Genomic DNA, 18,594 nt, shown 5'->3' on the forward strand with positions numbered 1-18,594 from the left:
TGCCCGTCGTTGGGTATACAGTGGGCATAGCCGCATATCGCCGTGCGGTGGACCCGTGTTCGACGACAGAAGGGAAGAGCCATGGATTTCGAGAACTCCCAGACCAAGAAGAACCTCGAGACCGCGTTTGCGGGTGAGTCGCAGGCCCATACCAAGTACCGCTACTACTCCTCGCAGGCCAAGAAGGACGGCTACGTCCAGATCTCCAACATCTTCATGGAGACCGCTCTGAACGAGGCCGAGCACGCCAAGCTGTGGTTCAAGTACCTCCATGGCGGCGCCGTGCCGGGCACCCTCGACAACCTGAAGGATGCCGCCGCCGGCGAGAACTACGAGTGGACCACCATGTACGCCGAGTTCGCCGCCACCGCCGAGGAGGAGGGCTTCAAGGAGATCGCCGCCAAGTTCAAGGGCGTCGGCGCGGTCGAGAAGGCGCATGAGGAGCGCTACCTCAAGCTCGCCGAGCGCATCGAGAAGGGCGAGGTCTTCGAGCGCGAGGGCGTCAAGGTGTGGAAGTGCGGCAACTGCGGCCACCTGCATGTCGGCCCGACCGCGCCCGAGATCTGCCCGGTCTGCAACCACCCGAAGAGCTACTTCGAGGAGCATGTGGTCAACTACTAGGTCCCGGCCCCGCTAGCTTCTAGCCTCTAGCCGCCCGCCCGATGTCCCCTGGGATGTCGGGCGGGCTTTTGCGTCGCGGGTGTCCACCGCACGGGCGGCGGCGATCTTCGCTCGTGCTCGCCGGGGCGCTCGCGTGGTCGGCCGTGCGGGCTGGGAGCGCGCGCCGTCAGCCTCCCCCGGAAAGATCGGGGGAAGGTTCCCGTGACGTTTCGGACAGGTTTGGGCGAGGTTCCGGCAAGCTTTCGGAACGATTCGGGCAGCTCGATTATCTTCGCAGGTAGATGACGCGCCTGCATACCTTGTGCCCGTCGGCGGCACCCATGCGGGCGAAATCTCGCGGCAGCGTCCTTGACCGCGCGTGCGCCCTCCGCCATCCTGTAGGTTCCCTCTCCCGTGCATGCCTCGTGAGGAGGCTTGCATGAACCTGTTCATCGAGACGCCGCAGCAGGCGTCGACCCGCATGGCCGCCGAGCGCCGGCGCGAAAGCGACGCGTGGCTCAAGGCCGTGCAAGACGAGTACGAGGCCCAGCGCGCGCACGGCACGGAGCCGGATCGCGCGGACGACCCCTTGAGCTCGTGGGGTGCGCCCGACTGGTCGGAGTTCCAGCGCCAGATGCAAGACGACGGCCCCCGCTTCGGCCTCGGCCGGCTGCTCGGAAGGCGGCGCGCCAAGCGCCGCTCGCCGCGGCCCGAGGCTGCCGGCGGGGCGGGCGCTGCCCCGGCGCATCCCCATGCCGACCCTTCCTATTCGATATCCCAGGAATCCTATCGCGAGGAGCTCGCGTTCCATAAGCGGCGCGGACGCCGTCGCCGCTTGGCGGCCGTCGTGCGCGCGCTCGCGCTCATCGTCATGATCCCGGTGCTGCTCGCCGCGATCTTCGTGGGCTCGTACGTGCTCACCTGCATCCTGAACGGCGCCTCCCCCGAGGAGGTGGCGACCCTGCTAGGTGAGATGGCCACGCGGGTGACCGCCTTCGCAAGAGAACTGATGGCGTGACATAACTATAAAGTATTTATAATAAAGGGGTGACATATGCCGAGGGAATGCGAGGTTCGCGAGGTCCTTGGGCGTTTCCGAAAGGAAGGTTGGGTGCTCTTCCCTGGGAAGGGAAGCCATGTGGTTGTTCGAAAAGGAGGAAAGACCATAAGCGTGCCTACATCCCATAAGGAAATCGCACTAGGAACCTATCGTCAGATCGCTCGTTTGGCGGGTTGGAGATAAGGGGGCTGATCATGGAGCGTTTCGTATATCAAGCGATGCTGCATCCGGAAGATGACGGCTATCGCGTGGAGATCCCGGACCTCCCGGGATGCCTCTCGTTCGGTCGCACCTATCGTGAGGCGATCGAGATGGGAATCGATGCGATGAAGACCTATATCGCGGCGCTCATGGCATGCGGCGACCCTATTCCGGAGGCCCGGTTCGGTCTCGAGCGCTCGGAGGGGTTGCCTGTGGTCCTCTGCGTCGAAACCGACGAGAGCTATATCGTCGAGGGAGATGTGGTGTCCGCCGCTCAGGCGGCGCGCGACCTCGACATCTCGCCGAGTCGGGTGACGCATATGATCAGGGACGGCATTCTGGTGGGATATCGTCAGGGCAGAAGAACCTATGTGACGAAGGAGTCGATTCGCCGCAGGAAGGAGTCGCCGGGACACGCGGGACGTCCCCGTCAGTAGATCGCGGCCGCTCCATCGATGGAGGCGTGGCCTCTCATGAGATCGCGGAGGCGGTGGATTCCGCCGAAGCCGCCGCTGCGCTGTGTTGCGCGAGCTATACCCTGGCGCTCGGGCAGATGTCGGCGAGCGGGCACGCTCCGCAGAGCGGCTTGCGCGCGTCGCAGATCTCGCGGCCGAGCATGATCCACTGGTGGTTCACGTCGTTCCAGTACTCGCGCGGGAGGATCTTGAGCAGGTCCTGCTCGGTCTTGAGGGGCTCTTTCGCATGCGTCTTGGGCGAGAGCATGAGCCGGTGCGCGATGCGGTTCACATGGGTGTCGACCGCGATGCCCTCCACGATGCCGAAGCCGACGTTGAGCACGATGTTGGCCGTCTTGCGCCCCACGCCGGGGAGCTTCACGAGCTCCTTCATGTCGGCGGGCACCTCGCCGCCGTAGTCGGCGACGATCATCTGCGCGCACTCGACCGCGTGCTTGGCCTTCGTCTTGTAGAAACCGAGCGACTTGATGACCTCGGCCACCTCGGCGGGCGTGGCGCCGGCCATGGCCTCGGGCGTGGGCCAGCGGCGGAAGAGCTCCGGGGTGACCTTGTTCACCTGGGCGTCGGTCGTCTGCGCGGAGAGGAGGACCGATATCACGAGCCGGAACGGGTTCTCGTGGTCGAGGAAGCACTCGACCGGGCCGTAGCGCTCGTTCAGGCGGCGGCACACCTCGATGGCGCGCTCGCGTTTCGCGGCGTTGGTCTCGCGCGGCATGGCTAGTCCTCCTTAGGGGGCGCCGCCGCTTCCGCGGTGGCGCCATCGGTGTCTGCGGGGTCGATGCCGAGCAGCCGCTCGGCCTCATCGAGGCTCTCGAGCTCGACGATGCCGTCGAGCGCCCTGTTCATCTTGTTGGCGCGCGCCCCGAGCAGCTCGTCCACCGTCTTGCCCACGGTGTTGAGCTGCTTTTTGGCCCTGAGCAGCGACTTGTGGTACCGGCCGAACTCGGTCTTCACCGCGGCGAGCACGTGCTGGATCTCGGCGGCGCGCTTCTGGATGGCGACGGTCTGGAAGCCCATCTGGAGGCTGTTGAGCAGCGCGGCCATCGTGCTGGGGCCGGCGACGTTCACGCGGTAGGTGCGGCTCAGCTCCTCGATGAGGCCCGGGCGGTTCACGACCTCGGCGTAGAGGCCCTCGAACGGCAGGAAGAGGATGCCGAAGGTCGTGGTCGCGGGCGGCTCCACGTATTTGTCGCGGATGTCTTTCGCCTCCTGCTTGATGCGGCCCTCGAGCGTCTTCCACGCGGCATCGATGGCGGCGGTGTCGCCCGCCTCCTCGGCGGCGCGCAGGTGCTCGTAGGCGTCGCCGGGGAACTTCGAGTCGATGGGGAGCCAGACCGTGTCGCCGTCGAGGCCGGGGAGCCGCACGGCGAACTCGACGCGCGCGGTGCTGCCGGGGACCGTGGTGACGTTCTCCGCGTACTGGGCGGGCGAGAGGATCTCGCGCAAGATGGCGCCGAGCTGGATCTCCCCCATGATGCCGCGGGTCTTGACGTTGGCGAGGACCCGCTTCAGGCCGCCGACGTCGCTGGCGAGGTTCTGCATCTCGCCGAGGCCGCGGCTCACGGCGGCGAGCTGCTCGTTCACGAGCTCGAACGACTGGCGGATGCGCACGGCGAGCGTCTCCTGCAGCTTCTCGTCCACCGTCGCGCGCATGCGGTCGAGCTGCGTGTTGGTGTCGGTGCGGATGCCCGCGAGCTGGCGGTCCACGACGGCGCGCATCTCGCCGAGCTCGCTTCTGGTCGTCGCGGAGACCCGGTCGAGGCGCTGCTCGACGTTCTCGCGGTTCAGGTTGAGCTGGCGCGCGGTCTCGGCGCGCAGGGCGTCCATCTTGTCGCCGGTGCGCTCGAGCTGGTGGGTGAGGGCGTCGAGGCGCTGCTGGATAAGGGGGCTCGTGCCGGCGGCGTGCTGCATGAGGGCCGCGAGCGAGCGCTTCTCGTCCTCGAGCTCATCCTGCACCTCGGCGATTCGCTGCGTCAGCTCCTCCGTGCGCTCGGACTCGCGGCGCGCGAGCACGAGGGCTGCTATCGATGCCGCTGCAGCGGCGACGGCCGCGACGGCGGCGATGAGCGCGCAGATGAGAAGCGGGTCCATGCAAATCCTTCCGGCTGATGACGCGTCCCATTATACGTGCTCGTGCGGTCGACACGCGGAGTCCCCTTTTCGGGACGCTGCATCATGATGGGCTATAGGTTTGCGGTTGACGGGCTTTTGGATATCTGGAGCGCGTGGTAATTCTTAGATTGATAACGCTCAAGCACATACATATAGGTATATATGTATGTGCGGACGGTATAATATAGATGTACATGCCTATCGATTGGAAATCATCATGGCGACTTCGACGCTCACCATTCGGGTTGACGAGGACCTCAAGCGCGGGGCGGCTCTGGTTGCGGAGTACTACGGCCTCGATCTTTCGTCTGTGACCCGGGCATTCTACAAGCAGATGGTGAATACAGGCAGCATTCCCCTTACATTCGCTCCCGAAGAGCCTAATTCCAATAGCATATCTGCAATCGCCGAAGGCGAGGCCTTTCTGGCGTCCGGAAAGACGGGGCGGTTCACGACAGGCCGTGACCTGATCGAAGCGGCGATGTCCTGATGTCGCGTCTTACCGCCGACTTCTCTGGGGCGTTCAAGCGCGACCTCAAGAAGAAGGCGAAGCGCAGAGGATGGGATCTTTCCGAACTTGAGAAGGTCATCGACCTTGTCATCGAAAACAGCGCCGAATCCCTCGAGGTCTTGCGTCGTAGACATAACATGCATGTTCTTACGGGAAACTGGAGAGGGCGCAACGAATGCCATGTTGCAAATGCCGGCGATTGGCTTGTGATTTGGTCATCGAATGACCGGGTCGCTTTCTTTGAACGAACGGGGAGCCACGACGAGCTGTTCAGGTAGGGCGGTAAAGCGAAAAGCGCAGGGTTTTCGTCAGAGCATCTCTGATCGTCCTCGCGTCTTTCGGCTGCGGAGAGCTTTCGTGTAAGGATGTCGCTGCAGCCTGCCGGGACCTATACTTAAAGCCCACATCGAGTCGTCCCGAGCGGGCGCGGAGCCTCCGCGTCCGCCGTTTCGCATGTCGCGTGCAGGAAGGATTCGCATGCTCATCCATCGCATCGCCGCACAGCTCTACACCGCCGAGGCCCCGCGCGCCATCGAGGAGGCACTCGCCGCCGGCGAGGACGCCACGCTCGCGGTCTCGCAGTCCGGGCGCACCCTCCTGCTCGCCGCGCAGTTCGCGCGCGCTCCGCGTCCGTGCGTCTACGTGGTCTCGGGCGAGGAGGCGGCAGATCGCGCCGCCCGTGCGCTCGCGGCCTACGTGGGGCTCGAGCACGTGGCGCGCTTCCCCGAGCGCACGGACTACCCCTGGCAGGACAAGCAGCCCGATGACGCCGTGGTGGCAACCAGGTGCGCCGCGCTCGGCCGCATCGCCCGCGGCGAGGCCTGCATCATGGTCGCCTCGGCCCGCTCGCTTCTGCGTTGCGTGCCCCCGGCGGAGAGCCGCTACTGGGCGTCGACGACCTTCGCGGTCGGCGAGGAGCAGCCGTTCGAGGACGTGCCGCGCCGCCTGGTGGGCATGGGCTACACGAGCGCCGACGCAGCGGACGCCCCCGGCCTCTTCCGCGTGCACGGCGACACGGTCGACGTCTTCCCTGCGCAGGCGACCTCGCCCGTGCGCATCGAGTTCTTCGGCGACGAGATCGACCGCATCCGCCGCATGGTGACCTCCACGGGCCAGACCATCGGCGACGAGGACGCCATCGAGATCTTCCCCTGCCGCGAGCTGGCGCTCACCGACGACGCCGTGCATCGCCTGCACGTCGCGCTCTACCAGCCCGCGCAGGCCGACACCGAGCTCGCCGCGGTGCTCGAGCTCGCGGACGCGCGCGTGGTCACGCCCGAGCTCGACCGCTTTTTGCCCTTCATGTACGAGCGGACGGCGAGCCCGCTCGCGCACATGGGCCGCGACACGCTCGTCGTGCTCTCGGAACCGCGCTCGCTTTTCGACGACTGCTCGCGCGCCTACGAGGACCTGGAGCGTCGCGCCGGCGAGGCGACGGGTGTGCGCCTGGAGGGGCTCTACATGCGCCCCCAGGAGCTCGACTTCGGTCGCCAGCAGCGTCTGAACTACGTCTCGATCATCCGCGCGGGCGGCGCCGTGACGGCCGAGCTCAAGATCGAGCAGCCCGCTATCGCCGGGTCGGACACGCGCTTCATCTCGCGTATCCAGGAGGTCACGGCGAACAGGTTCGCCTGCGTGTTCGCGGCGCCCGACCGCGGCGCGCGCGAGTCGCTCGAGCTCTCGTTCACCGACGAGGGCATCTCGTTCGAGGAGTCGCTGCAGGCGGCGCCGGAGAACCGAGAGCGCATCGAGCCCGCGGTGAGCGCGCGCCGCGCCGACCCGCTGAACGCGCGGGGTATCGAGACCGGGACGGTCGAGGCCGCCCCCAAGGCCCCGACGCTCACGCGGGGGCGCGTCACCTTCGTCGACTTGCCGCTGCCCGCGGGCGTGGTGGTGCCCGAGGCGCACCTCGCGGTATTCTCGATCGCCGACCTCAACGCGCGCATGGATGCCCGCCGCGGCCGCAAGACGCGCCGTCGCGTGGACGTGACCGAGGTCACGTTCCCCTTCAAGCCGGGCGACTACGTGGTGCACGCCACGCACGGCATCGCGCACTTCGCCGAGATCGTCCGCCAGGAGGTGGCCGGCCGCGAGCGCGACTACTTCCTGTTGGAGTACGCGGACGGCGACAAGCTCTACGTGCCGCTCGAGCAGGTCGACCGCATCACGCGCTATGTGGGCCCGGACGGCCAGAACCCGCGCCTCACGCGCCTCAACACGGCGGACTGGAGCCGCGCCACCAAGCGCGCGCGCAAAAGCGCGAAGAAGCTCGCGTTCGACCTCGTGGACCTCTACACGCGCCGCTCGTCCATCACAGGTATCGCCTGCCCGCCCGACACGCCCGAGCAGCTCGAGATGGAGGCGAGCTTCCCGTACGAGCCCACGCACGACCAGCTCGACGCCATCGCCGACATCAAGGCCGACATGGAGGCGGCCAAGCCCATGGACCGCCTGCTCTGCGGTGACGTGGGCTTCGGCAAGACCGAGGTGGCGCTGCGCGCGGCGTTCAAGTGCGTCGACTCGGGCCGGCAGGTCATGGTGCTCTGTCCCACGACCATCCTGGCGCAGCAGCACTACCAGACGTTCTTCGAGCGCTTCGCGCCCTTCGGCGTCGAGGTCGAGGTCCTCTCCCGGTTCCGCACGCCCGCGCAGCAGCGCCGCGCGCTCGCCGCCTTCGCCGAGGGCAAGCTCGACGTGCTCGTGGGTACGCACCGGCTGCTGTCGAGCGACGTGAACCCGGCGAACCTGGGTCTGGTGATCATCGACGAGGAGCAGCGCTTCGGCGTGCAGCATAAAGAGCAGCTCAAGAACCTGCGCGAGCAGATCGACGTGCTCACGCTCTCGGCCACGCCCATCCCGCGCACCATGCAGATGGCCATCTCCGGCGTGCGCGACATGAGCCTCATCACCACGCCGCCCACCGGGCGCCGCCCCGTCGCCGTGCACGTGGGCGAGTACGACCCCGACGTGGTCTCGGCCGCGATCCGCTTGGAGCTCGGCCGCGGCGGGCAGGTGTACTACGTGTCTAACCGCGTCAAGACCATCGACGACGCCGTGGACCGCGTGCACGAGGCCGTGCCCGAGGCTCGCGTGGCCGTGGCGCACGGCAAGATGAGCCCGCGGGAGGTCGAGGACGTGATGATCGAGTTCGCCGCGGGGCGCGTCGACGTGCTCGTGGCGACCACGATCATCGAGAGCGGCATCGACAACCCCCACACGAACACCCTCATCATCGAGGATTCGCAGCGTCTGGGCCTGGCCCAGCTCTACCAGCTCAAGGGCCGCGTGGGCCGCTCCGCCACGCAGGCGTACGCCTACTTCATGTTCCCCGGCGAGCTACCGCTCACCGAGGAGGCCACGGAGCGCCTGACCGCGCTCTCGGAGTTCCAGGAGCTCGGCAGCGGCATGCGCATCGCCATGCGCGACCTCGAGATCCGCGGCGCGGGCTCGCTCGTGGGCGCCGAGCAGCACGGCAACCTCTCGAGCGTGGGTTTCGACCTCTTCACGCAGATGCTGGGCCAAGCGGTCGCCGAGGCCCGGGGCGAGGACGATGGCGCGGTCGAGCAGGCGGGCGTGGCCATCAACCTGCCGGCCGACTACTTCCTCGACGAGGAGTACCTGCCCGAGGTCGACCGACGCGTGCTCGTGTACCGCAAGATCGCGGCGGCGGATACCCTGGCCGCCGTGGACGAGGCCCAGCGCGAGTGCGAGGAGCGCTACGGCGAGCTGCCGCTGGCCGGCAGGAACCTCTTCGACCGCGCGCGGCTACGCATCCGCGCCGACCGCCTGGGGCTGGAGAGCATCTCGCTCACGCAGGGGCGCCTGGTGTTCCAGGGGGTCGACGTGCCCAAGGCCGCTGCCTTCGAGCTGCGCGACCGCCTGGGCGCGGTGAACTTCCCCAAGAGCCGCAAGCTCTCCGTGCCGTACAAGGCGGGCGCGGGCGCCGGCTCGGGCGTGGGCGTCGGGCTCGACGCCGCGGACGAGCGCGGGGTCGTGGCGGCCGCGCTCGGCGTGCTTGTGGAGCTCGGCCCCTCGGGCGACGACGACTAGGCTTGCACGCCTTGCTCGGCGCAGGGAGGCAGCGTATCGGTTTGCAGGTGGGCTCAGCGCCCGTCGTCCTGCATGAGCGCGCTGCGGCGCTTGCGGGCGGCCTCGCGCGCGGGGAGCTTGCTCGGGTCGGGCACGGCGGTGGGCACGGGTTCGTCGGCGTGCCCGCGCCACCAGCCGCCGACGAAGTTGTCGGTGCGGAAGACGTTGATCACGGCGCCGGGGTCGACCTCCCGCACGAGCTTGATGATGTCCTCGGACTCGTAGGTGGACACGACGGTGTGCAGCAGGTACATGCGCTCGCGGCTGTAGCCGCCGATGACCTCGGCGCAGCTGATGCCGTGCTGGAAGCTCTCGATGTAGGCGTCCATCACCTCGTCGGCGCGCTTCGTGGTGATCTGCAGCGTCACACGGTCGTAGCGGTGGTAGAAGCTGTCGATGGTCTTGGTCGCGATGAACTGGAACACGATCGAGTACGCGGCGTTCTCCCACCCGAAGAGCGCGCCGAAGATGACCAAAAGCGCGCAGTTGCTCGCGAAGATGAAGCCCCAGATGGTCTTGCCGGTGCGGTTGGCGACGAGCAGCGAGATGAAGTCGGTGCCGCCCGTCGAGGCGCCCGCCTTGAGCGCGATGGCGATCGAGAGGCCCGAGATGAACCCGCCGAAGACCACGAGCATGATCTGGTCGTCCAGGATGGGCTGGAACTCGAGGAACCTGAGGAACGCTGCCGAGAGCGCGACCTGGAGCATCGAGAAGAGGACGAAGCGCTTGGAGATGCTGCGCAGGCAGATGAGCGCGAGCGGGATGTTGAGGGCGAGCATGCCCAGGTCGGTCGAGATGCGGATGCCCCACAGGGCGGTGATGCGGTCGATGAGCACGGCCACGCCGGTGAAACCGCTGGGAAGAAGGTTCGCCGGGTTGATGAACGCCTGGATGAGGTAGGCCTGGAGCAGGGCCGATGCCGTCACGGCGAGCGCGGTGATGATGCGCCGGATGACGGTGAGCCGGGCAAGCTCATGGCCGAGGTCGCCGATGAGGTCGGTGGCGGTGTTCACGGGTCCTCCTCCTTAGGTGGTCTGAGCGGTCCGCCATGCGGCGGGCGCGGCGCGGCCGCCGGTGCGCGCTGCGCCTCGGCGGCTCGATACGATAGCCGTGTACGTTGGGTCGCGCCGATTCTAGCATGCCCGCGGGCGGGCATCGGCTACCATGGAGGCTCCATGCATCTTCCGCGAACGGGGCCGCGCGCGACGCGGCCAGGGCACCCGAGGGGAGGGTTATGACGGCAGGGGCATTCGAGGGATGTGACGGCGTGCGGTCGATGGGCGCCGCGCGCGAGGCGCTCAAGCGCTACTTCGGCTACGATGCGTTCCGCCCCGGGCAGGAGCAGGTGGTCTCGGCCATCCTCTCCGGGAGGGACGCCCTGGCGGTCATGCCCACCGGTGCGGGTAAGTCCGTCTGCTACCAGGTGCCGGCGCTCATGCTGCCGGGCATCACGCTCGTGGTGAGCCCGCTCGTCTCGCTCATGGCCGACCAGGTCTTCTCCCTCAAGGCGGCGGGCGCGCGCCCCGCCTACCTCAACTCGACGCTCACGCCCGGCCAGCAGAACACGGTGCTCAAGCGCGCCGCCGAGGGCTGGTACCAGATCATGTACGTGGCACCCGAGCGCCTCGAGGACCCGCGTTTCCTCGCGTTCGCGCGCGCGGCGAGCGGCCCGGGCGGTATCGGCATCCCGCTTGTCGCCGTCGACGAGGCGCACTGCGTCTCGCAATGGGGGCAGGACTTCCGCCCTTCGTATCTCGAGATCGAGCGGTTCGTGCGCGAGCTCGGCAGCCGCCCGGTGATGGCGGCATTCACCGCGACCGCGACGGAGCGCGTGCGCGTCGACATCGAGGGCATGCTCGGGCTGCGCGCGCCCGAGCGCGTGGTGACCGGCTTCGACCGCGCCAACCTCTACTTCGGAGTCGAGGAGATGGGCGACAAGGCCAAGGCGCGCTGGATCTGCGACTACGCGCTCGCGCATGCCGGCGAGAGCGGGATCGTCTACTGCTCGACGCGCCGGACGGTCGAGGAGCTCGCCGCCGAGCTGGGGCGCCGGCTCGCGGTGGCCAACGTGCGCGTGGGCCGCTACCACGCGGGCCTCACGGTCGAGGAGCGGCGCGCCAACCAGGAGGCGTTCATCGCCGACCGCATGCCGGTGATCGTCGCGACCAACGCATTCGGCATGGGGATCGACAAGCCCAACGTGCGCTACGTCATCCACCATAACGTGCCCGAGAGCATCGAGGCGTATTACCAGGAGGCGGGCCGCGCCGGACGCGACGGCGACCCGGCGAGCTGCCATCTTCTGTGGAACGGCAACGACTTTCGCCTGCGGCGCTTCCTCATCGACCGCGGTGACGAGGCCGAGCGCGAGCTCGACCCGGAGCAGCGCGAGCAGGCGCGCCGCAACCGGTACCGCCTGCTCGCCCAGATGGAAGGCTACTGCCAGACGACGGGCTGCTTGCGCGCGTACATCCTGAGGTACTTCGGGGACGCCGGCGTGCTCGGCGTCGAGGAGGGTGCCTCGCGCGCGGGCAATGTTCAGGGGGACGCCGCCCCCGGGTGCGGCAACTGCTCGAACTGCCTTACCGATTTCGCGGTCGAGGACGTCACCGATGCCGCGCGCTCCGTCGTCCGCTTCGTGCTCGCGCACCCGGCGCGCTTCGGCAAGACGCTCATCGCCGAGACGCTCCATGGAGCTATGGGCGAGCGCATCCGATCGCTCGGCCTGGCCGATGACGCGTGCCATGCCGCGCTCGCCTCCATGCCGACGGCCCGTATCAAGGACGTGATCGACCAGCTCGCGGGGCGGGGCTACCTCGAGGTCTCGCAGGGGCAGTACCCGGTCATCGCGCCCGGCCCCCGCGCCGGCGAGGCCGTGGGCGCCACGGAGGGCGCCTTCAGCTTCACGATCAAGAGCCGCTCGTCCCGTCGCGCGGCGAACGCCCGCACGCGGCGCGCGATCGACCTGCTGCGCGAGGAGGCGGCGGGTCCTGCTCGAGATCGCGTGGGTGACGACGCCGAGCTCTTCGAGCGCCTGCGCGCGCTCAGGTTGGAGCTCGCCGGCGAGCGCGACGTGCCGCCCTACATCATCTGCAACGACAAGACGCTCCGCGGCATCTGCCGGCTGCGCCCGCGCACGCGCGAGGAGCTGCTGCAGGTCTCGGGCATCGGCGAGCGCAAGGCGGACGAGTTCGGCGAGGCGCTCCTGGCCGCCGTCGCCGCGTTCGAGGAGGAGCGCGGGTAGGCTTCCCCTTGAAGCGGGCGATCGAACGTGCCTCTCGGGCGGTATTTCGCTCGATACATTGAAAAATGGCCGTGGAATTCAGATATGAACTGCCGGCGCTCGGTACGGGATGGGACGCACGGCTCGCGAAGGCGCGCCCAGACCATTTGACGCCCGCCCGCCGGCGTGAAAAGATAAAACGGCACGCGCGAGATGCGGCCGCCTAGATACCGGCGCGGCATCGGTCGGCGCGGCAAGCGCATGAAGAAGGAGACCGCCATGCCCATCCGCATCCCCAACGCCCTGCCCGCGACCGCTGCGCTCGACAGCGAGAACATCTTCGTCATGACGGAGTTCCGCGCGCTGCACCAGGACATCCGTCCGCTGCATGTGCTCATCCTGAACCTCATGCCCACCAAGATCGCGACCGAGACGCAGATCATGCGCAAGCTCTCCAACACGCCGCTCCAGATCGAGGTCGAGCTGCTGCGCACGGCCACGCACGATGCCAAGAACGTCTCGGAGAGCCATCTCGAGACCTTCTACCGTACCTTCGAGGAGGTCGAGCACGAGCACTTCGACGGCCTCATCATCACGGGCGCCCCGGTCGAGCAGCTCGACTTCGAGGATGTCGACTACTGGCCCGAGCTGCAGCGCATCATGGACTGGTCGGTCGACAACGTGCACTCCACGCTGCATATCTGCTGGGGCGCGCAGGCCGGTCTCTACCATCATTACGGCATCCAGAAGCACGAGCTCCCGGCGAAGCTCTCGGGCGTGTACGAGCACTACCTTGTCAAGAAGTCGTCGCCGCTCGTGCGCGGCTTCGACGATCGCTTCAACGCGGTGCACTCCCGCTACACCGAGGTGAGGCGCGAGGACGTCGAGGCCTGCTGCGACCTCGAGGTGCTCGCGGTCTCCGACGAGGCGGGCCTCTACATCGTGAAGAGCGTCGACAGCCGGCAGTTCTTCGTGTTCGGCCATCCCGAGTACGATGCCGACACGCTCAAGCTCGAGTACGAGCGCGACCTGGACCGCGGGATCGGCCCCGACATCCCGGTGAACTACTTCCCCGATGACGACCCCGCGCGCGAGCCGCTCAACACCTGGTGCAGCCAGGCGCAGCTGCTCTACACCAACTGGCTGAACTACTACGTCTACCAGACCACGCCCTATGACATCCGCCTGGCCGGTCGTCTCGCGCGCCGCCGCGCGGGCCTGGTGTAGGAACGAGCAGCGCGGGGGCGGTCGCCGTATCCCTTGATGCGCGGCCTGTACCCGGCCCGGGTGGCTGTTGGCCCCCTGTTTCGTATTCCCAGTTGTCGTTACGTGCGCCTGATTTCCCGTTAGGTGCAAACTCGCAGGGGAAATAAAGAACGGTCGACTTTATTTCGCTGGAGGTTTGCACCTAACACGTTTCGCGATGCACCCAGCTTGAGGGAGCACTGCGGGAGGCGGCTGGCATGCAGACGCAGAACGAGGGCTGCCGTCGATACAGAGCATCGTTTCATGTACGAAGTGCGCGGTAACGTCGCATCGAGTGAAAAAGCCGCCCGAGCGGCGCATCGCGCGACCCGGGCGGCCGAAGGCGTCGAAGAGGGGGCCTACCCCAGCAGGTCCACGACGGTCCAGTCCTCGCTGCTGGCTTCGATGATGTCGCGGCCGCCGAAGACGCAGGCGGGAGCCTCGGAGGCGATGCGCGCGACGTCGTCGCCCAGCTCACGCAGGCGCTCGGGCGTGGTGGCGAGCATCTCGGCGCGCGTCGCGGAGCGGAAATCCGCCGGGCGGCCCGAGAGATAGGCGCCGTCCTGGCGCTTGGCGAGCGCGTAGGGCTTCACCGGGGCGTCGAAGTCGGAAACCTTGCTCACGATATAGCCCTCGAAGGTGTCGCGATCGGCATCGAGCTCGCCCAGCCAGGCGCCGGCCTTGGCGATTCGCGCGAGCGAGGGATCGATCGCGGGGTCGCGGTAGGTGTAGAACGCCGCGCGCCTGCCGGGAACGCTCTGGAAGCCGCAGCCGTACGCACCGCCCTTCACGCGGATCTCGTTCCAGAGGTAGCCGTAGGTAAGGGCGTTCGCAGCGATGCTCCATGAGCCGTCAGTCGCGATGCCGAGCACGCGCGGGTCGATGGCCTTGCCGAGGTAGCAGACGTCGCTCGGAATCACGAACGCCTCGTGCTTGTCCTCGGGCGCGGGCACGTAGAGCTCCTTGGCGGGCGCGGTGCGCGGCGCGAGGCCGAGGTCTCCGGCGGCAGCCCAGTAGCGCTCGTAGTCCTCGTCCGAACCGGTGAAGCTCGCGATGGTTCCCGTCGAGGTGAAGATGCGGCCCTGCAGCTCCCGGAGCTTGTCGCAGAGCTCCTCGGCGCGCTCGTCGAAGCGGTCGAGCACGTCGCGCAGGAAGCGGTAGAACTCCACGCCGGCAAGCTGGTCGGAGACCACGGCGGCGGGCGAGACGTACGAGAGCGCGCGCCCGAGCGCGGCCTGATGGCCGGCGTTCAGGAAGGCCTGCTCCATGCCGATGCGCATCTGCGTGAGCACATCGCGGATGCGGCCGGTGTCCTCGAAGACGGTCCCGGCCCAGACCTCGCGCGGGATGCGCGCGAGCATATCGATCTTCTCCGAGAGCGCGCCGGCGGAGACGAGCAGCACCGGCCGCGCGAGGCGCCAGTTGCGCTCCTGCAGGTACACCTCGGTCGTGAACGAGAGGAAGCCCAGGTTGGAGCCGATGTAGGTGTCGAGCTCGGCGGCGCTCATGCGCGCGGTGGCGAGCTGCTGCAAAAGACGGCAGAGCACCTTCACGTAGGGCAGCTCGGCATGGCTCAGGTGGCTCAGGTCGAAGTACGTGAGCGCGTAGGCGAGCCGGCGCGTGGGGATGTCGTGCTTGAGGCAGGGGATGGGCGCGGTGGTGTCCACGACAAGCGCGGGCTCGGGGCGGGCGTCGCCGATGTCCGCGACGTGCAGGCGCGGGAGCCTGGCGCGGTCCTCGGGCGCGTCCTCGGCCTCCTGCTGCGCGCGCAGCTCGGCCACGGTGTCGATGACCTGCTGGAGCTCCCCGTCGGACATGGCGTCCTTGATGGCGGCGAGGCGCGCGGCCTCGTCGTCGGCGGGGGCGTTGGCGGCGGGGGCGTCGCCGTCGGCAGCGGCATCCTCACCTGCGGCCTTCTCGTCGGGCGCGGTGCCGCCGGTCGGCACGAGCTCCACGAGGGCATGGTGGTCGCTCTCGAGCACGAGCTCCGCGAGCAGCCGCTCGAAGAAGTCGCCCTCGAGCTCTTGGCGCAGCCTGGCGTACGTGTCGGCGTACTTGAGGGCGTCCGTGGGCGCGTCGTCGCTGTAGAGCCAGGTGTTCAGGGCGTCGCAGGCGAGCACCACGCCGTCGGCGGTGCCGTAGTCGCGCTGGCGCAGGGCGTACTCGTTGCCCGAGAGCACGGCATCGAGGCGGTCGCGCGGGACGCCCTCGCGCACCAGCCGCGCGCACTCGTCGAGTACGAGCCGCTGGAGCTTCTCGGCGGCGCCGGGCCAGACGTTCTGCAGGATGAGCATCTCGTAGGGCTTGACGCAGGTGGGGGCCGTGTAGCTCACCACGTTGCCGCCGAGGCCCGCCGCGAGGATCGCCTTCTTGAGCGGTGCCTCGTTGGAGCCCAGGATCGCGTCGAACAGCACGTCCGCCGCGACGGTGCGGAAGGTGTCGAGCGCGTCGCCCAGCACGTAGGCGATGCCCACGAGGGCGTTCTCGGGCGTGGTGTCCATGTGCACGACGCGGTGCTCGCAGACGACCGGCTCGATCTCGCCGAGCGGGTTGGGCGCGAGCTCGGCGGGCAGCGCCCCCTCGGCGCGGCGGCGCTCGATGTAGGCGTCGGCGGCGCTCCGTTGCGAGAGGTAGCGCTCGTCCAGGAACGCGAGCTCGCGGCGGACGTCGGCGAAGTCGCCGTAGAGCGTGATGTAGCTGTTAGCCAGGTTGTAGTGGCGCGCGTGCGTGTCGATGAACTCCTCGTAGGTGAGCTCGGGGATGTGGCGCGGGTCGCCGCCCGACTCGCAGGCGTAGGCGGTCCCGGGGAAGAGCGAGCTCATCACCGCGTCGTCGAGCACGCTCATGGGGTCGGAGAGCGCGCCTTTCATCTCGTTGAAGACGACGCCGTTCACGCGGAGGGTGCCCTGGCGCGGCTCGGCGCCTTCCGGCACGTCGAGCTCCAGGTGCCAGCCCTCCTGCTGGAAGATGGTCGGCTTGGTGTAGATCGCGGGGTTGAGCACGGCGTCCAGGTAGACGTCCATGAGGTTCAAGAGGTCCTGCTCGTTGGTGGACGCCACGGGATAGACCGTCTTGTCGGGGTAGGTCATGGCGTTCAGGAACGTCTGCATGGAGCTCTTGATGAGGTCGACGAAGGGCTCCTTCACGGGGAACTTCTCCGAGCCGCAGAGGACGGAGTGCTCGAGGATGTGGAAGACGCCCGTGTCGTTTGCCGGCGGGGTCTTGAAGGCGATGGAGAAGGCCTTGTTCTCGTCGTCGCAGGCGAGGTAGAGCAGGCGCGCGCCGCTCGCGGCATGGCGCAGCAGGTAGGCGTCGGCATCGAGTTCGTCGATGGTCTCGCGGCGCTCGATGGAAAACCCGCAGACGCATGAGCCGGGCTCGAGCAGACCGCGTGCCGCGGCCCGCGGGTCGGCGTGCTCGGTCGAGGGGGTGGACATAGGCATGACTCCTTCTGATGGGGCGGCGCGCTCGCGATGGGGGCGCCCGGATGCGCATGAACACCCACGAGTATACCCATGTGGCCCGCGCCGCCGCGCCCGGGGCGGTATGGAGCGAATGTGAAGCCCAGGGCGTGTGCACCGCGTGGCGGCGCGCAAACCGAAGGGCATGCTTCGGCGGACTAAAGCGATATCGCCAGATCGCAAAACAACGGCTCTATCCTGCGGAATCTTGGGTTAAGGTGAACGGGTGCACGAGACGGGGAAGGCGGGGACCATGGCGATGGGCAAGAAGAGGAACGACATGGACGGCACACGGGACATCGAGCCTTCGGCAGCGGATCGCCGCGCGCCGGAGCGCCAGCTCGCCGACACCCATGAGGCGGCCGTGAGCTACGCCTCGGTCCAGCCGGCCGTCGCGATCCCCGCGCTCGAGGCGGCCGTCACCCGCGCGATATCCCCGAGCGACCCCGACCTGTACGGCACCGACGCCAAGGCGCGCAAGAAGCGCCGCCGTATGCGCGAGCGCGCCAACGCCGAGAGCAGCCGCCGCATGCTCGTCGGCGTGCTCGCCACCTTCTTCGGCGGCCTGTTCTGGGGCTTCTCGGGCACCTGCGCCGACTTCCTGTTCGAGAACTACGCCGCCGACACGATGTGGCTGATGTGCATGCGCCAGATCACCGCCGGCGCCATGTTCCTCGTCGTGATCCTCGCGCGCGCGAAGGATCGCGAGCGCCTGCGCCGGCTTTTCACCGACAAACGCGACCTCATGGTGCTTCTGGCCTTCTCCGCGTCGGGCGTGCTGCTCAACCAGCTCGGCTACCTCATGTCCATCCGCATCACCAACGCCGGCACCGCGACCGTGCTCCAGTGCCTGCAGCTCGTGATCATCATGGTCTACGCCTGCCTTACCACGCACCGCGCCCCGCGGCGCCGCGAGCTCATCGGCGTGGGCCTCGCGCTGGTGGGCACCTACCTCCTGGCCACGGGCGGCGACCCCTCCAACCTGTCCATCCCACCGTTCGGCCTGTTCATCGGCCTCATCTCCGCGCTCGGCGCGGCGGCGATGTCGATCGTCCCGGTGCGCATCCTGCCCAAGTACGGCGCGCCGGTCGTGACCGGCTCGGGCATGCTCATCTGCGGCATCGTGTCGAGCCTCTTCATCCAGCCGTGGGCGCACATGCCGGCCTTCGACGGCATCGCCTGGGGCGCGTTCATCGTGCTCGCGCTCGTCGGGTCGTGCCTGGCCTACTCGCTCTACATGCAGGGCGTCAAGGACATCGGCTCCATGCGCGCGAGCCTCATCGGCACGGTCGAGCCCGTCTCCGCGGCCGTCACGAGCGCCATCGCGCTCGGCACGGTCTTCACCGGCACCGATATCGCCGGCTTCGCCTGCATCATCATCATGATGGTCCTCACGGTGTAGAGGCCGACCTCTAGAACCTGCCCTGCAGAACCCGTTTGCATATGGCGGCCTCGGCGGCGCCTGTCGCAGGGGGCCGTTGCGGCCGCTGCCGCACGTGCCCGCTCGCGCCGCCGCTCAACATGAAGAAAATCTAAGTCTTGCGCGCTAAGGTTTTATGCGTGCGGATATGGGTACCATGGGTGCGGTACATCGCGTCATGCGGCGGGTGGCCGCA

At 68.0% G+C, this 18,594-nt stretch carries 14 protein-coding genes; 10 read left to right on the forward strand and 4 right to left on the reverse strand.

The window, feature by feature from the left end; translation table 11 throughout:
- Nucleotides 1-81: 81 nt before the first annotated feature.
- From rbr to FS885_RS02745, 4 genes are all read left to right on the forward strand, one after another.
- On the forward strand, nt 82-621 hold the full coding sequence (gene rbr, locus FS885_RS02730) for a rubrerythrin (RefSeq protein WP_144743476.1): 540 nt from the start codon (nt 82-84) through the stop codon (nt 619-621).
- A gap of 418 nt (nt 622-1,039) precedes the next feature.
- Nucleotides 1,040-1,618: a hypothetical protein gene (locus FS885_RS02735; protein ID WP_144743477.1), complete on the forward strand. Its 579-nt coding sequence runs from the start codon at nt 1,040-1,042 to the stop codon at nt 1,616-1,618.
- Between the two features lie 36 nt (nt 1,619-1,654).
- Nucleotides 1,655-1,843 carry a type II toxin-antitoxin system HicA family toxin gene (locus tag FS885_RS02740; protein WP_144743478.1) on the forward strand — a complete coding sequence of 63 codons (189 nt, stop codon included), beginning with the start codon at nt 1,655-1,657 and terminating at the stop codon, nt 1,841-1,843.
- Nucleotides 1,844-1,854: 11 nt separating this feature from the next.
- Nucleotides 1,855-2,298, forward strand: a complete 444-nt coding sequence (locus FS885_RS02745) for a type II toxin-antitoxin system HicB family antitoxin (protein WP_144743479.1) — start codon at nt 1,855-1,857, stop codon at nt 2,296-2,298.
- A 94-nt stretch (nt 2,299-2,392) separates the two neighbouring features.
- Here FS885_RS02745 and nth read toward each other — a convergent pair whose 3' ends face one another.
- Entirely contained in the window at nt 2,393-3,052 is a 660-nt protein-coding gene (gene nth / locus FS885_RS02750) for an endonuclease III (protein WP_144743480.1), read from the reverse strand.
- Between the two features lie 2 nt (nt 3,053-3,054).
- Complete coding sequence (locus FS885_RS02755; protein ID WP_144743481.1) at nt 3,055-4,428, reverse strand: DNA recombination protein RmuC; 1,374 nt, start codon at nt 4,426-4,428, stop codon at nt 3,055-3,057.
- 238 nt (nt 4,429-4,666) lie between these two features.
- On the opposite strand from FS885_RS02755, the gene FS885_RS02760 reads away from it, so the two are divergent.
- The 3 genes from FS885_RS02760 to mfd all read left to right on the forward strand — a co-directional run bounded on the left by FS885_RS02760 (nt 4,667) and on the right by mfd (nt 9,010).
- Nucleotides 4,667-4,939 (forward strand): type II toxin-antitoxin system RelB/DinJ family antitoxin, encoded by a 273-nt coding sequence (locus FS885_RS02760; protein WP_144743482.1) that lies wholly within the window; start codon nt 4,667-4,669, stop codon nt 4,937-4,939.
- Nucleotides 4,939-5,238, forward strand: a complete 300-nt coding sequence (locus tag FS885_RS02765; protein ID WP_144743483.1) for a type II toxin-antitoxin system YafQ family toxin — start codon at nt 4,939-4,941, stop codon at nt 5,236-5,238. Before FS885_RS02760 ends, FS885_RS02765 begins: the two co-directional genes overlap by 1 nt.
- A gap of 199 nt (nt 5,239-5,437) precedes the next feature.
- Nucleotides 5,438-9,010 carry a transcription-repair coupling factor gene (mfd, locus tag FS885_RS02770; RefSeq protein ID WP_144743484.1) on the forward strand — a complete coding sequence of 1,191 codons (3,573 nt, stop codon included), beginning with the start codon at nt 5,438-5,440 and terminating at the stop codon, nt 9,008-9,010.
- Nucleotides 9,011-9,063: 53 nt separating this feature from the next.
- On the opposite strand, the gene FS885_RS02775 is transcribed toward mfd, so the two are convergent.
- Nucleotides 9,064-10,062 (reverse strand): YitT family protein, encoded by a 999-nt coding sequence (locus FS885_RS02775; RefSeq protein WP_144743485.1) that lies wholly within the window; start codon nt 10,060-10,062, stop codon nt 9,064-9,066.
- 221 nt (nt 10,063-10,283) lie between these two features.
- Between FS885_RS02775 and FS885_RS02780 the strand changes: the two genes are divergently transcribed.
- Together FS885_RS02780 and metA are read left to right on the forward strand one after the other, a co-directional pair.
- Nucleotides 10,284-12,293 carry a RecQ family ATP-dependent DNA helicase gene (locus FS885_RS02780; RefSeq protein ID WP_144743486.1) on the forward strand — a complete coding sequence of 670 codons (2,010 nt, stop codon included), beginning with the start codon at nt 10,284-10,286 and terminating at the stop codon, nt 12,291-12,293.
- Nucleotides 12,294-12,551: 258 nt separating this feature from the next.
- On the forward strand, nt 12,552-13,499 hold the full coding sequence (gene metA, locus FS885_RS02785) for a homoserine O-acetyltransferase MetA (protein ID WP_144743487.1): 948 nt from the start codon (nt 12,552-12,554) through the stop codon (nt 13,497-13,499).
- Nucleotides 13,500-13,876: 377 nt separating this feature from the next.
- Here metA and FS885_RS02790 read toward each other — a convergent pair whose 3' ends face one another.
- Entirely contained in the window at nt 13,877-16,954 is a 3,078-nt protein-coding gene (locus tag FS885_RS02790) for an insulinase family protein (protein WP_144743488.1), read from the reverse strand.
- 250 nt (nt 16,955-17,204) lie between these two features.
- Between FS885_RS02790 and FS885_RS02795 the strand changes: the two genes are divergently transcribed.
- The gene (locus FS885_RS02795; RefSeq protein WP_246060742.1) at nt 17,205-18,380 is read left to right on the forward strand and encodes a DMT family transporter; all 1,176 of its coding nucleotides are present in this window, start codon (nt 17,205-17,207) and stop codon (nt 18,378-18,380) included.
- The last annotated feature ends 214 nt before the right edge of the window (nt 18,381-18,594 follow it).

Origin of the sequence: Enorma burkinafasonensis (assembly GCF_902150035.1) — a bacterium.
GTDB lineage: Bacteria > Actinomycetota > Coriobacteriia > Coriobacteriales > Coriobacteriaceae > Enorma > Enorma burkinafasonensis.